Source organism: Bradyrhizobium sp. LTSPM299, from assembly GCF_000938235.1.
In the GTDB taxonomy this organism is placed as follows: domain Bacteria; phylum Pseudomonadota; class Alphaproteobacteria; order Rhizobiales; family Xanthobacteraceae; genus Bradyrhizobium.
Window position 1 is genome coordinate 104285 of sequence record NZ_JYMU01000031.1, and the last position, 13614, is coordinate 117898.

At 64.6% G+C, this 13614-nt stretch carries 12 protein-coding genes; 6 read left to right on the plus strand and 6 right to left on the minus strand.

Going from position 1 to position 13614, the window contains the following annotated elements:
• Positions 1–48: 48 nt before the first annotated feature.
• On the plus strand, positions 49–1680 hold the full coding sequence (gene pyrG, locus UP10_RS18015) for a CTP synthase (RefSeq protein WP_044588640.1): 1632 nt from the start codon (positions 49–51) through the stop codon (positions 1678–1680).
• Here pyrG and UP10_RS18020 read toward each other — a convergent pair.
• On the minus strand, positions 1643–2332 hold the full coding sequence (locus UP10_RS18020) for a hypothetical protein (RefSeq protein WP_044588641.1): 690 nt from the start codon (positions 2330–2332) through the stop codon (positions 1643–1645). The two genes, pyrG and UP10_RS18020, sit on opposite strands and share 38 nt — an antisense overlap.
• 79 nt (positions 2333–2411) lie before the next feature.
• Between UP10_RS18020 and UP10_RS18025 the strand changes: the two genes are divergently transcribed.
• Together UP10_RS18025 and UP10_RS18030 are read left to right on the plus strand one after the other, a co-directional pair.
• Positions 2412–2615: a DUF1843 domain-containing protein gene (locus UP10_RS18025; protein ID WP_044588642.1), complete on the plus strand. Its 204-nt coding sequence runs from the start codon at positions 2412–2414 to the stop codon at positions 2613–2615.
• Positions 2616–2624: 9 nt separating this feature from the next.
• The gene (locus tag UP10_RS18030) at positions 2625–4103 is read left to right on the plus strand and encodes a radical SAM/SPASM domain-containing protein (RefSeq protein WP_050043725.1); all 1479 of its coding nucleotides are present in this window, start codon (positions 2625–2627) and stop codon (positions 4101–4103) included.
• 14 nt (positions 4104–4117) lie between these two features.
• Here UP10_RS18030 and UP10_RS18035 read toward each other — a convergent pair whose 3' ends face one another.
• The 3 genes from UP10_RS18035 to UP10_RS18045 form a co-directional block, all read right to left on the minus strand.
• The gene (locus tag UP10_RS18035; RefSeq protein WP_044588643.1) at positions 4118–4780 is read right to left on the minus strand and encodes a class I SAM-dependent methyltransferase; all 663 of its coding nucleotides are present in this window, start codon (positions 4778–4780) and stop codon (positions 4118–4120) included.
• 99 nt (positions 4781–4879) lie between these two features.
• The gene (locus UP10_RS18040; protein WP_044588644.1) at positions 4880–6259 is read right to left on the minus strand and encodes a sensor histidine kinase; all 1380 of its coding nucleotides are present in this window, start codon (positions 6257–6259) and stop codon (positions 4880–4882) included.
• The gene (locus UP10_RS18045) at positions 6256–6930 is read right to left on the minus strand and encodes a response regulator (protein ID WP_044588645.1); all 675 of its coding nucleotides are present in this window, start codon (positions 6928–6930) and stop codon (positions 6256–6258) included. The genes UP10_RS18040 and UP10_RS18045 overlap by 4 nt, the downstream gene beginning before the upstream one ends.
• Positions 6931–7123: 193 nt before the next feature.
• Here UP10_RS18045 and UP10_RS18050 point away from each other — a divergent pair, with 193 nt between their 5' ends.
• Positions 7124–7450, plus strand: coding sequence for an NIPSNAP family protein (locus UP10_RS18050; RefSeq protein WP_044542316.1), 327 nt, complete (start codon positions 7124–7126; stop codon positions 7448–7450).
• Between the two features lie 142 nt (positions 7451–7592).
• Here UP10_RS18050 and UP10_RS18055 read toward each other — a convergent pair whose 3' ends face one another.
• Positions 7593–7928, minus strand: coding sequence for a PAAR domain-containing protein (locus UP10_RS18055; protein ID WP_044588646.1), 336 nt, complete (start codon positions 7926–7928; stop codon positions 7593–7595).
• Positions 7929–8090: 162 nt separating this feature from the next.
• Between UP10_RS18055 and kdsA the strand changes: the two genes are divergently transcribed.
• Positions 8091–8948 carry a 3-deoxy-8-phosphooctulonate synthase gene (gene kdsA, locus UP10_RS18060; protein ID WP_044588647.1) on the plus strand — a complete coding sequence of 286 codons (858 nt, stop codon included), beginning with the start codon at positions 8091–8093 and terminating at the stop codon, positions 8946–8948.
• 34 nt (positions 8949–8982) lie between these two features.
• Complete coding sequence (locus tag UP10_RS18065; RefSeq protein WP_044588769.1) at positions 8983–10161, plus strand: MFS transporter; 1179 nt, start codon at positions 8983–8985, stop codon at positions 10159–10161.
• 57 nt (positions 10162–10218) lie between these two features.
• Here UP10_RS18065 and UP10_RS18070 read toward each other — a convergent pair whose 3' ends face one another.
• Positions 10219–13338 carry a hypothetical protein gene (locus tag UP10_RS18070; RefSeq protein WP_044588648.1) on the minus strand — a complete coding sequence of 1040 codons (3120 nt, stop codon included), beginning with the start codon at positions 13336–13338 and terminating at the stop codon, positions 10219–10221.
• Positions 13339–13614: the final 276 nt, after the last annotated feature.

The window sequence follows — 13614 nt, forward strand, 5'->3', positions numbered from 1 at the left end:
CGCGATTCGTTTTGCGAATCGCGGCAGTCGGATTAAAGGTTAAGCCCCATGGCGCGGTATATCTTCATCACCGGCGGCGTGGTTTCTTCGCTCGGAAAGGGTCTGGCATCGGCGGCACTTGGCGCGCTGCTGCAGGCTCGCGGGTACAAGGTCCGCCTCCGCAAGCTCGACCCCTACCTCAACCTCGATCCCGGAACGATGTCGCCGTATCAGCACGGCGAAGTGTTCGTGACCGACGACGGCGCAGAGACCGATCTCGATCTCGGCCACTACGAGCGTTTCACCGGGCGGCCGGCCACCAAGGCCGACAACATCACGACCGGGCGCATCTACCAGGACATCATCACCAAGGAACGCCGCGGCGACTATCTCGGCGCCACCATCCAGGTGGTCCCGCACGTCACCAACGCGATCAAGGAGTTCGTGCTGTCGGGCAACGACGAGTACGACTTCGTGCTGGTGGAGATCGGCGGCACCGTCGGCGACATCGAGGGCTTGCCGTTCTTCGAGGCGATTCGGCAACTCCAGACCGAATTGCCGCGCGACCACGCGGTCTACATTCATCTGACGCTTTTGCCGTACATTCCAAGTGCCGGTGAGCTCAAGACAAAGCCGACGCAGCACTCGGTCAAGGAGCTGCGCTCGATCGGCATTCAGCCGGACATCTTGTTGTGCCGGACCGACCGCGAAATCCCCAAGGAGGAGCGGCGCAAGCTCGGCCTGTTCTGCAACGTGCGTGAAAGCGCCGTGATCGAGGCACGCGACGTCGACAACATCTACGCCGTCCCCGAGGCCTATCATGCCGCGGGCCTCGACGACGAGGTGCTGGCTGCGTTCGGCATCACCGCAAAAATTCCGCCGGCGCTGCAGAGTTGGAACGTCATCAACGAGCGCGTCCGCAATCCGGAAGGCGCAGTGACGATCGCGATCGTCGGCAAATACACCGGCATGAAGGATGCCTACAAATCGTTGATCGAGGCATTGTCGCATGGCGGCATCGCCAACAAGGTGAAGGTCAATCTCGACTGGATCGAGAGCGAGGTGTTCGAGAACGAGGACCCGGCGCCGTTCCTGGAGCACGTCAACGGCATCTTGGTCCCCGGCGGCTTCGGCCAGCGCGGCGCCGAGGGCAAGATCCGCGCGGCGCAGTTCGCGCGCGAACGCAATGTGCCGTATTTTGGCATCTGCTTCGGCATGCAGATGGCTGTCATCGAGGCGGCACGCAATCTGGTCGGCATCGAGGACGCCAACTCGACCGAGTTCGGCCCGACCAAGGAGCCGCTGGTCGGCCTGATGACGGAATGGCTACGCGGCAACGAGCTGGAGAAGCGCTCGAAGGCCGGCGATCTCGGCGGCACCATGCGGCTCGGCGCCTATCCGGCGGCCCTGACGCGCGGCAGTCGCGTCTCGCAGGTCTATGGCGGCGCGACCGAGATTTCCGAGCGGCACCGCCATCGCTACGAGGTCAACACCGCCTACAAGGACCGGCTCGAACAGCACGGCCTGCGCTTCTCAGGGCTCTCGCCCGACGGCGTGCTGCCCGAGATCGTCGAGTATGAGGACCATCCCTGGTTCATCGGCGTCCAGTTCCATCCCGAGCTGAAGTCGCGGCCCTTCGAGCCGCACCCGCTGTTTGCCTCGTTCATTCAGGCTGCCGTGGTGCAGTCGCGGCTGGTGTAGCGGCTCTGGTCCGCGCCTTGGCCTGCGCAAGGTGCCGGAGGCGAAAGACGCCGAACCGATAGTTCGGAATATCGGCGTCGACGTTGAGCTCGGTGAACGCCGTGTGGTCGCGCAGCACATCGACGATGTTGTTGATGGCGATCACGGTCAGCCCTGCCGCCCCCGACACGACCAGCTTGCGCACGAATTGCCGGGCGAGGTCGGGGAAGAAGGGATTGTTCAGAAACAAATAGCTGACGTCCTGGTAGCTCGCCACGAGTGCGTCGCCGTGGACGACGTCGACATCGGTGAGGCCGAGCTGGCGTTGCGTTCGCAGCATCGCGGCGCAACGTTGCGGGACAATCTCGATCGCGCGAACGCGGCAGTCGGTGACGCAGGCGAGGTAGAACACCACGTGGCCGTAGCCCGCGCCGGCATCGCAGAATAACTTGTCGGGCTCAGGTGCGACACAGCGGACGATTTCGCGGATTTCGCGAAACGAGGTGCCGGCAAAAGAAAAATTCTGGTTTCCAAAGCGACGCAGCAGGCTGGTGAGCCCGCCCGGCTGTTGCCCCGTGCGCGCAATTCTTAGCGCGCGCTCGATCGCTGCATCGGAGAGTTCCTCGGTTCCCTCGTGAAAGGCTCGGACGGTTCCGAGAAGGTGATGGGTCATCGGCGTTCGCTGGACACTCTTCTCAACTTATGCAATCATACGCTAATTATACAACCTGTAAATGTTTGGAGGAATTGCCATGATCATTGTTGCCTATGGTACCGCCATCAATCAGGCGCTGAAGAATCCGCGAACCAAGCTCGAGGACCTCAAGGTTCTCCGCGACCACGCGCACGCGCTGCTGCAGTCGCAGGGCGATCTCAAGGGCTCGCTGCGGACGCTGGAGAAAGAGATCAAGTCGCGCGAGCGCGATCTCAAGACCAAGGCGAAGAAAAAGAAGTAGCGCGCGGGAATGCGCAATCCGAACGGCGTCGCCGGCGAGCCAGCCGAGAGGCCGGCCCCGCACTCGCTTCGCGTGCGATCCGCGCGCGACCGGAAGACCCATGTTCCGGTCCATGTGGTCTGGGAAATCACGCTCGCCTGCAATCTCAAATGTGGACATTGCGGTTCGCGCGCCGGAAAGCGGCGCGCGAACGAACTTTCGACGGCCGAATGCCTTGACGTCGTCAGGCAACTCGCCGCGGTAGGAACGCGCGAAATCACATTGATCGGCGGCGAAGCCTATCTGCGCAAGGATTGGCTGGAGATCGCCGCCGAGATTGCCAGGCTCGGCATGCATTGCGGATTGCAGACCGGAGCGCGTGGGCTGACCCGGGAGCGCATCGCCGCCGCGTACGCGGCGGGCGTCCGCGCGATCGGCATTTCGCTCGACGGGCTTCGCGATCTGCATGACGAATTGCGCGGCGTGAAGGGCAGTCACGACCAGGCGATCCAGGCGATCAAATGGGTCAGCGAGGTCGGCATCGAGCCCGGCGTCAACAGCCAGATCAATCTCCGTTCGATGCGAGAGCTGGACGGCATCTTCGATGAGATCGTGGCCGCCGGCGCGAAATATTGGCAGGTCCAGCTCACGGTCGCGATGGGCAACGCGGTCGACAACAGCGAGATGCTGCTGCAGCCCCACCAGATCGTCGACGTCGTCGACAAGCTCGCCGAGCTCTATCATCGGGGCCGCGACGTCGGTCTCCGCCTGCTGCCCGGCAACAGCATCGGCTATTTCGGACGGCACGAAGCCTACTGGCGGTCGCTGACCGACGATGTCACCCATTGGGGCGGCTGCACGGCCGGCGAGACGACGTTGGGCCTGGAGGCCGACGGCACCATCAAGAGCTGTCCTTCGCTGCCGAAATCGCATTTCGCGGGCGGCGAGACGCGGACCAGCACGATCGAGGAAGCCCTTAAGGCGCTGGAGTCCCGGAACGTCAGGCGTGACGGCAATCGCGGCCGAAGCTTCTGCGGTTCCTGCTACTACTGGAATGTGTGCCGGGGTGGCTGCACCTGGGTGTCGCACGTCCTCGAAGGGCGCCGCGGCGATAATCCCTATTGTTATTATCGGGCGACCACGCTGGCGCGGCGCGGGTTGCGTGAGCGAATCGTGAAGGTCGCGGACGCGCCGGACGAACCATTCGCGGTCGGCCGTTTCGAAGTCAGGCTGGAGCATGAGGACGGTTCGCGCGCGCCGCGCTCGATCGGCCTGGACGACAAGCCGCGCAAGCGCGGGCGGCTCGGTCTGTGCCAATCGTGCTACGAGTACATGTCGCTCGGCGAGCGCCATTGCCCGCATTGTGGCGAGGTGAACAGGCCCAAGCTGATGGTGGACGCGAAGCTCGAACTCGACGTCCAGATTGCGCTCGACGAGATCGAGCGCCATGGCCGCAGCATTCTCGAACTTGCCGCTGCGGCAGGTCAGGACCCGCAAGCGGCCGAATAAGGCCTAAGGCCATGTCAGGCGGATACGGCGGTCCGCTGTCGCGTCTCGACCGCCTGATCTCCGATCCGGTCCGGATGCTGCGACGCTGCGTTCCATCCGAGCAACCTCGATTGCGGGCGTCGCGTCAGCCGGTAGACCGCGGCCGGCGGTATGTTGAGGATCGCGCGATCGACCAGCGTCGCGCGCAGGCCGAGCCGGTCGAGGATCGGCCGCCGCACCGGGCAGCGCATGCCGTAGGTGAATTGATAGAACGCCCCGCCGGGCCTGACATAGCTAAACGCGCCGCCGACGATCGAGATCACCTTGCGCGGCGACATGTTGAGCAGCGGCAGCCCGCTGACGACGGCGCCGACCGGCGCGCCCTCGAACAGCCGTTCCGATGCCAGGCGGCCTGCGTCCATCCAGAGCACGCGCGCGCCGGGAAAGCGGAGCTGCAACAGCCGCATGAAATCCGAGCCGTACTCGACCAGCGTGAGATCCTGCTGGTGAAGCCCGCGCTTCAGCAATTGATAGGTGAACGCACCCGTTCCCGGACCGAGCTCGAGGACCGGTCCGGTGTTGGCCGTGATGTCTCGCGTGATCAATTCGGCGAGGGCTGCGCCCGAGGGTGCGATCGCACCGACGCGGCTAGGTGCCGCCATCCAGGCGGTGAAGAAGGAGAGGAAGTCGTGTGACATTGGCGTTCCCGGCAAAGAGTTTGATCGCGCCCCGACTCTGAGGCGTGATCCCTTTTGCAGGGTCAGCATTGCGACAGCATTGCGTGGTTGCTGACGGAATCAATCGACAAGCGGAGCAGGGGGCAGCGTCAATCGAAAGCACGCACCGCCGTTCGGCCCGTCGAGAACAGCGACATGACCGCCATGCAGCCGCGCGATCTCGCGCACCATGTTGAGTCCGAGACCGGCGCCGCGATCGAGCGGCGCCAGCCGGTAGAACGGATCGAAGATTAGCGCACGCTGGTCGGGCGGAATGCCGTCGCCTTCGTCAGTGACGTCAATCGTCGCGGCCCGGCCAACATGGATCGTGATCGTGCCGCGCCGGCCACCGTGCTGGATCGCATTCTGCACCAGATTGGTCAGCGCGCGCTCGAGCGCGGCGCGGTCGCCAAGCGTCTCGACGGGTTCGGTCACGGTCTCGAGCGACAACTCATAGCCGGCGGCAATCGCAAGCGGCGCGAGATCGGCCGCGACGTTCCGTGCGACCGCGACGAGATCGACGCGGGCGAAAGGATTGCGGCACTGGTCGACGCGCCGGATGTCGAGCAATTGCTCGGCCAGTGTCGCGAGCCGGGCGGCGTCCTCGAGCAGCCGGGTTTTCTCCGGCCCCTCGGGCAGCGATTCCAGCCGCGTGTTGAGGATCGCGATCGGTGTGCGCAATTCGTGCGCCGCGTCGGCGACGAAGCGCTGATGGCGCGAATAGCCGTCATCGAGCCGCTTCAGCGCATCGTTGATGGCGGCAACCAGCGGCGCGACCTCACGGGGAAGGTGGTCGGCGGACAGCCGGCTGCCGCGCTGGCGGAAATCGATCGCGCGGGCCTGGTCCGCGGTCGTATCGAGCCCGGCGAAGGCGCGCCGCACCACCATCGGCGTCGCCACCAGTGTCGCGGCGGCCATCAGGAGCAGGCCGGGCAGGGCGATAGCGAGTAACGTCAGCGAGGTCCCGAACAATGCCTTGGCGCCGGACATTGGTCCCTGTGTGGCCGTCATGATCTGCATATTGCCGGCATCGGTGTTGACGCGCTTCATCCGCACCGGCGGCTTGCGTGGATCGTCCTCGAACATCTGCCAGCCGAGGCGGGCCTGGCTGATGTGGTCGAGCGCGTCGCCGATCGCGGTGAATTCATCCGGCACCGCGCCTTCGGAGAGCGTGTGGCCCTGCCGGTCGCGCACCAGGAACCAGAGGTCGGGCGAGTCCTCCCGCAGTTGCTTTAGCTCCGCGGTCGGACGCAGGAACAGGCTGCCCTGGGCGTCGCGCCCGAGCGCCCATTGCACGACGTCCATGACGCGATCTTCGTCACGTTCGATGATCGGCAGGCCCGAGCTCCACACCGCGCCGATCACGAGCGCGGCCAGCGCGACCAATAGCCCGGCCTGCAGCGAGATCAGCCGCCAGCTCAGCCGCGATCGCAGGCAATACGGCTCGGCATGCGCGCTCATTGGATCTGCTTCAACAGATAGCCGACGCCGCGGATGCTGTGGATCTCGACGCCGGCCTCGGCCTCGGCAAGCTTGCGCCGCAGACGCGAGACGTGGGTGTCGAGCGCGTTCGACTGGATCTCGTCGTCGAAATTGTAGACCGCCTCTTCCAGCGCCGAGCGCAGCACGGTGCGGCCCATGCGCCGCAGCAGCGCTTCCAGCACCAATAGCTCGCGCCGTGGCAGGTCGAGCGGGCGGCCGTCGACGCTCACCTCGCGATGGCTGCAATCGAAGGCGAGGCGGCCGGCTTTGATGCTCTCGAGCTGCAGGCCGGCGGGACGCCGCAGCACTGCGCGCAGCCGCGCCAACAATTCCTCCACGGCGAAGGGCTTTGCCAGATAATCGTCCGCGCCGCGGTCGAGGCCGGCGATACGATCCGCAAGCTCGCCGCGCGCAGTCAGCACAATGATCGGCACGCCTTCGGCCCGGGCCCGCAGTTTCGGGATCAGCGTAAGCCCGTCGCCGTCGGGGAGCTGGCGGTCGAGCAACACCGCGCCATGCACGTCCGCGGAGATCGCCTCTTCGGCCTCGGCAAGCGTCGGCACATGGTCGAACACCATGTCGTAACCCTTCAACGCCTGCGACAGCGCCGCCGCCATCTCGGCTTCGTCTTCAACCAGCAATATCCGCATGTCGTCAGATCCAGCTCCGGAAACGGTCCGTTCTAGGGCCAGTAACATTGCGGCAGCATTGCGGGATACCGTCCCGGCGGGGCGAGCAAGGCTGCCGCCGGGCGAGCAAGGGTGCCATGTTGCCGCCCCTCAAGACAGTGCGGAACCCGCTCGCTATAACCGCCCCCGCACAACACTCAAGGGAGAACCACCAATGATCTACGAAAGCCGCGTCTATCGCTGCCTGCCGGGCCGGTTGCCGGCGCTGCTGAAGCGCTTCGAGACGATCACGCTGAAGCTTTGGGAAAAGCATGGCATCAAGCAGGCCGGCTTCTTCACGACGCTGGTCGGCGAATCCAACCAGGAGCTGACCTATCTGCTGGCCTGGGAATCGCTTGCCGATCGCGACAAGAAATGGGCTGCGTTCGCGTCCGACCCGGAATGGATCACCGCGCGCGCCAAGACCGAGGAGGACGGCCAGATCGTTCTCAACATCGTCAACCAGCTGTTGGTGCCGACCGCGTTCTCGTCGGTCAAGTGACGTAGCGCGGGCGCGGTGCGGACCTATCCGCGTCATTGCGAGCGAAGCGAAGCAATCCACCGTGCCGCATGCATGGAAGCATGGATTGCTTCGTCGCTATCGCTCCTCGCAATGACGGTAGTTGCACTGCGACCTAGCCGAACTACTCCGCGCAGCCTGAGGTCTGATCGCCTTCGCGGACCATCGGTTTGCCATTGATGAAGACGCCGTGGCTGCCCGTGATAGCCTTGCCGCCGCAATGCGTGCGGTCCCCGACGACCGCCGCCGGCTTGCCGTTGATCAGGACGTTGGGCACGCCTTCGACGAGCGGACCGCCATTGCTGGTGGTGTCGCCGCTGCGCGCGGCCGGCTTGCCGTCGACGATCACGCCGGAGGCTCCGCCGGTGACGACGCCGGGTTGGCTGGCGTTCTGACCGTGCGCCAGACCCGAAATCGCGGACAAGGCGACGACAGCTCCGATCACAAGCGGTATGCGCATTGAGCCCTCCTGCCATCATTCCCAGAGTGGCTATAAGGGTGGTTATGGCATGAATGTGATGCCATAGAGACCCCACGGCGTCGGCGTACCCCGGTATTTCGCGAGATGGCTTGATCCATCACCAACGGGGTTGCATGGTCGCCGGCAAAAGGAAGCAGCATTTTGACCAGTCACGTTTCCGCGCAAGCCGCCGCACCCGTCGTTGCCGCCGGGTCGGTCAAATTTGGCAATGCGCTGCCGCTACAGATCATCGCCGGTCCCTGCCAGCTCGAGAGCCGCGCGCACGCGCTTGAAGTCGCCGCCGCGCTGAAGGAAATCGCTGTCAGGCTCGGGATCGGGCTGGTCTACAAGACCTCGTTCGACAAGGCCAACCGCACCAGCGGATCAGCCGCGCGCGGCATCGGCCTGGCGCAGGCGTTGCCGATTTTTGCCGAGATCCGCGCCTCGGTGGGGCTGCCGGTGCTGACCGACGTGCATGAGGCCAGCCAATGCGCCGAGGTGGCGCAGGCGGTCGACGTGCTGCAGATCCCGGCCTTCCTGTGCCGGCAGACCGATTTGCTGCTGGCGGCGGCTGCGACCGGCAAGGTCGTCAACGTCAAGAAGGGCCAATTCCTGGCGCCGTGGGACATGGCCAATGTCGTCACAAAGATCACCAGTGCCGGCAACGCCAATGTGCTCGTCACCGAGCGCGGCGCGTCGTTCGGCTACAACACGCTGGTCTCGGACATGCGCGCGCTGCCGATCCTGGCGCGCACCACCGGCGCACCCGTGATCTTCGACGCAACGCATTCGGTGCAGCAGCCGGGCGGCAAGGGGGCGTCGTCGGGCGGCGAGCGCGAATTCGTCCCCGTACTGGCGCGTGCGGCGGTCGCGGTCGGCGTCGCCGGCGTATTCATCGAGACCCATCCCGATCCCGACCATGCGCCGTCCGACGGTCCGAACATGGTGCCGCTGCGCGACTTCGAATCCCTGGTCCGGCGGCTGATGGAATTCGACGCACTCGCCAAGTCCGCGGCCTGACGGGGCGGATGCCGACGTGACCGCAAAGAGCGGCATGCCGCCGGTCCTCAACATCATCACACTGGCGACGTTCGCGGCGAGCCTGTCGGTGCGCGCGCTCGATCCGGTGCTGCCGCACGTCGCCGAGGACTTTGGCATCAACATCGCGACCGCCGCGAGCTTTGCCGCGGTGTTCGCCTTCACCTTCGCGATCATCCAGCCCGCGATCGGCGCCGCCGCCGATCTGTTCGGCAAGGCGCGGCTGATGACGATCTGCCTCGTGCTGCTCGGCGTCGCCAACATCCTCGGTGCTCTCTCGACCTCGTTCCCGATGCTGTTCGTGACCCGCATTCTCGCCGGCATCGGCTCGGGCGGCGTGTTTCCGGTGGCGCTGTCGCTGACCTCTGATCTGGTCGGACCCGACAAGCGGCAGCTTGCGATCGGGCGGACGCTGGCCGGCTCGATGACCGGAAACCTGCTCGGTGCGACGGCCTCCGGGTTGATCGGCGATCTGCTCGGCTGGCGCGGCGTGCTCGCCGTGCTCGGCGGCCTCGTGATCATCGTCGCGATGGCCGTGGCGGCGGGCTTTCGCGGCGCGGCGCTGGCGCATCCGCCGCGGACGAGTCTCACCGCGCTCCGGCACGGCTACCGCACCATCTTCACCAACCCCAATGCGCGGATCTGCTATTCGGCGGTCTTCATCGAGGGCTGCTGCGTGCTCGGGCTGTTTCCCTTCATCGCCGCGTTCCTGTTCGAACTCGGCGAAACCTCGCTGTCGATCGCCGGCATCGTCATTGCGGGCTTTGCCATCGGCGGGCTGTTCTACACGCTGACGGTGGCGCGGCTGCTGCCATGGCTCGGGATGCGGGGCATGATGATCGTCGGCGCCACGCTGGTCGGCATGCAACTCGGGGCGGTCGCGTTCGGCCTGACCTGGAAGCCGCAGATGCTGAGCCTGCTGGTGATGGGCTGGGGCTTCTACATGATCCACGGCTGCCTGCAGGTGTTCGCCAGCGAGCTATCCGTCGAAGCGCGCGCGACCGCGCTGTCGCTGCATTCGTTCTTCTTTTTCATGGGCCAGACCGTCGGCCCGATCGCCTTTGGGTTTGGGCTGCAGCATGCCGGCAAGTCGGCGACGCTGATGAGCGCGGCGGCCATCATCATCGTGCTTGGATTTGTCTGCGCCAAATTCCTGCGTCAGACGCGGCCGGCGGATGCGCGCGCAAACCGATGAGAGCAAGAGGCTGCGAGGAGATCATCCCCTCGCAGCCCATCATTATGCGTCCGACCGCTAGATCAGATGGAAGGCATGCATGTCGATCGTGGCATGGATCGCCGAAGCGTCGTGCTGAGCGTCAAGGCTGTGCGACGTTTGGGAGGCGTCGGACGCAAGCTGCGCAAGCACATCCACGTGTGAGAGGCCTCCGAAGAAGGCGGGCGGAGCGTTGTCGGTCGCGTGACCGGCGTTGCCGCCGTTGCCGAATACGAAGCCATCGCCGGTGGCCCCGACCGACGCGGCGATGTGATCGACGGCCGCAACCGCCGGAGCCGGCGACGGATCGGGTGTAAAGCTGACGCCATGCGGCGAACTGAAGTTGAACCCCGGCGCGTTGTCGGCGGACAGCAGCGGCGTGAAGGCGCCGGTGTGCGGGTCGACCTGAACGAACGCCTTCAGGCTTCCGACCGAGGCGTAGAAATCGTCGGGGTTCAGCCCTGTCGCATGGAACGAGAAGACCTTGTTGGTCGCCGAATCCGTCAGGGTGAAGGTGCCGGATTTGGCGCCTGGCTCGATGACGTCGTCGAGGCCGGCCTTGGCGCCGACGCCGGCCACCTGCGTGAACGACACCCATTGGTGATTGGTGCCGGGGTCCCTGATGTCGATGATGGTGCCGTCGTCGCCGCTCGACAGCAGCAGGTCGCCATTTGGCGCGAGCTTCAGCGAGTCGGGATCGTTTTGCGGCATGGCCTCGATCTTGCCGGTCACGGTATCGAACCCGGTGTTGCCAAATGCGAGGATCGGCTTGGTGGTCAGCGTCCCCGTCGGGTGATCTCCGTTGAGGAGCTGAACCACGGTCGCATCGCCCGGATTGACCGGGTTGGTGTAGCTCATGAACACCTTGTCGCCCTTGAACACCACGTCGTCGTAGCCGCGGCTGGCCGACGAATCGGCGTAGCTGAGCGGCGCCGAGACCGCATGCCTCTCCGGGTCGATCAGCGTCAGGGTGGGATTGCCGTCCTGGTTTTGCAGGGCCCAGATCTCGCCCGTGGCGGCGTTGTATTTCAGGCCATCGACCGATCCAGGAATCGAATAGCTGAACTCGATATCGCCGTGCTTGTCGTACTGGACAATCGTGCTCGAGCCGCCGGCACCGGTCGAATCCGCGCCATTGCCATATTCGACGAAGGTCGAGCCGTGGGCGGTGGTGACGGAATCCGGCTGGGTGGAGCCGTCGAGGGGAGCCTGGAAGGTCTTGACCGAGTCGATATGCGGAAACGGAGCCGCATTCTTGTCGGGCACGAACACCACGCCATGAGGCGAACCGAAGGTGAAGCCCGGTGCATTGTCCTGCGACACCAGCGCGGTGAAGGCGCCGGTGTTCTCGTCGACCTGACCGAAGGCGCCAAATGCGCCGACGGACGCATAGTATGCGTTGGGGTCGAGGCCGCTCATATGCACCGACAGGACGTGGCCGTCCTTCGCGTCCGAAATGTAGAAGGTGCCCGACGTCGCGCTCGGCTTGATGACGTCGTCCAGGCCGGCGCCGCCCCCGGCGGGAAGTCCCTGGATCGGGGTGAAGGCAATCGCCTGTTTGGACGTGCCGGGATTCTGGATATCGATGATCGTGCCGTCGTCGCCGCTGGAGAAGATCAGATCGCCGTTGGGGGCGAGCTTCAGCGAATCCGGATCGGCCTGCGGCACGAGCTCCATCTTGCCGGTCACGGAGTCATATCCCATGGCGCCGTCGAGCAGCACCGGGGCGGTGGTGAGGAGATCGCCGGGCTTCGGGTTCGTGCCGTTCAACAGCTTGACGATGGTCGGATCGCCGTTGCCGGTCGGGTTCGTGTAGCTCAGGAACACATCGTTGCCCTTGAACACGACGTCGTCATATCCGCGCGAGGTAGACGGGTTGGCATAGTCGAAATGCGCCGTGACCTTCTGCGTGTTGGGATCGATCAGTGACAGCGAGGAGCGGCCGTCCTGGTTCTGCAATGCCCAGACCATCCCGGTTTCGGGATTGTACTTCAGCCCGTCGACCGATCCCTCGATCGAATAGGCATGCACAAAGTGCCCGGCCTGATCGTACTGGATGATCGTGCTGTCGCCCGGCACCGCACCCGTCGAGTCGACGCCATTGCCGTATTCCACGAAGACGTACTTGCCGGCGAGCGTGATCGAGTCGAGCCCGGTCACGCCATTGGGGGCGCTGGCGAACGTATGAATCGAATCGACATGCGCCACCTGCGGCGCATGCTTATCCGGAATGAAGATCAGGCCGTGCGCGGAGGCAAAATTCGGTCCGGTGACGATCGGCGTGAAGGCGCCGGTGGTCGGATCGACCTGGCCAAAGCCGCCTAGGCTCGCGACCGACGCGTAGTAGTCGTTGGTGTTGAGGCCGCTGGCGTGGAACGAGTAGACGTTCCCCGATTTGGTGTCGGTGATGTAGAATGTGCCCGCCGTCGCGCTGGACTTGATCACGTCATCGAGGCCGGCATTGCCGACGGAGCCGGCGGGGATTCCCGTGATCGGCGTGAATGAGATCGCCTGGCTGGCCGTTCCGGGATTTTGGATATCGATGATTGAGCCGTCGGCGCCACTGGAGAAGATCAGATCGCCATTCGGGGCGAGCTTCAGCGAATCCGGATCCGTCTGCGGAACGACCTCGGTCTTGCCGGTAACCGTGTCGAGGCCCATGGCACCGTCGGTCAGTATCGTCGCGGTCAGCAGCGTGCCGCGCGGATGGTCACCGTTGAGCAATTCCACCAGCGTCGGATCGCCGGTGCCGTTCGGATTGGTGTAGCTCAGGAACACCCTGTCGCCCTTGAACACGACGTCGTCATAGCCGCTCGTCGCGGACGGATTGGCAAAGCTCAGCGGACCGGTCACCTTGTGGGTGACGGGATCAATCAGCGTCAGCGTGGAATTGCCGTCCTGGTTCTGCAGTGCCCAGATCTGTCCGGTGTAAGGATTGTATTTCAGCCCATCGACGGACCCTGCAATCGTGTACTTCTGCTCGACATCGCCATTCTTGTCGTATTGCACGATCGTGCTCGAGCCGCCGGCGCCGGTGGAATCCGCGCCGTTGCCGTATTCGACGAAGATGGTTCCGTTCGCGGTCGTGATGGAGTCGGGAGCCGTTGCGCCAATCGGCGCGCCCGATGCGAAGGTTTTCATCCAGCTGATCGTGACCATGTCGATCCTCCCTGGTTGTCACGTGAGAAACGGGAAGAAACACATGGCCGACGACGTGTATGTGACGATCCGCCGCGTAAAATTTTCTAAAGAACCCGGAACTTATTTGGTGTTGTGAATTCGCTTGATCGCTCAATCGCTTCGCGCGCGTTGCGAGCGCATCACGGAAGCGTTGTCGCAAAATCATGCAGCGCGAGAAACGACGCTGCATGACTGAGCGTTGCCGGATGTGATTGTTTTGCTGCCGTGCCGTGACGATCGGTGAAGCACAACGAC

Excerpts from the sequence above, each read along its gene's own strand:
- pyrG (WP_044588640.1), top strand. The coding sequence starts at position 49 with ATGGCGCGGTATATCTTCATCACCGGCGGCGTGGTTTCTTCGCTCGGA.
- UP10_RS18025 (WP_044588642.1), top strand. The coding sequence starts at position 2,412 with ATGATCATTGTTGCCTATGGTACCGCCATCAATCAGGCGCTGAAGAAT.
- UP10_RS18045 (WP_044588645.1), bottom strand. The coding sequence starts at position 6,930 with ATGCGGATATTGCTGGTTGAAGACGAAGCCGAGATGGCGGCGGCGCTG.
- UP10_RS18030 (WP_050043725.1), top strand. The coding sequence starts at position 2,625 with ATGCGCAATCCGAACGGCGTCGCCGGCGAGCCAGCCGAGAGGCCGGCC.
- UP10_RS18050 (WP_044542316.1), top strand. The coding sequence starts at position 7,124 with ATGATCTACGAAAGCCGCGTCTATCGCTGCCTGCCGGGCCGGTTGCCG.
- UP10_RS18070 (WP_044588648.1), bottom strand. The coding sequence starts at position 13,338 with ATGGTCACGATCAGCTGGATGAAAACCTTCGCATCGGGCGCGCCGATT.
- UP10_RS18020 (WP_044588641.1), bottom strand. The coding sequence starts at position 2,332 with ATGACCCATCACCTTCTCGGAACCGTCCGAGCCTTTCACGAGGGAACC.
- UP10_RS18065 (WP_044588769.1), top strand. The coding sequence starts at position 8,983 with ATGCCGCCGGTCCTCAACATCATCACACTGGCGACGTTCGCGGCGAGC.
- UP10_RS18040 (WP_044588644.1), bottom strand. The coding sequence starts at position 6,259 with ATGAGCGCGCATGCCGAGCCGTATTGCCTGCGATCGCGGCTGAGCTGG.
- UP10_RS18055 (WP_044588646.1), bottom strand. The coding sequence starts at position 7,928 with ATGCGCATACCGCTTGTGATCGGAGCTGTCGTCGCCTTGTCCGCGATT.
- UP10_RS18035 (WP_044588643.1), bottom strand. The coding sequence starts at position 4,780 with ATGTCACACGACTTCCTCTCCTTCTTCACCGCCTGGATGGCGGCACCT.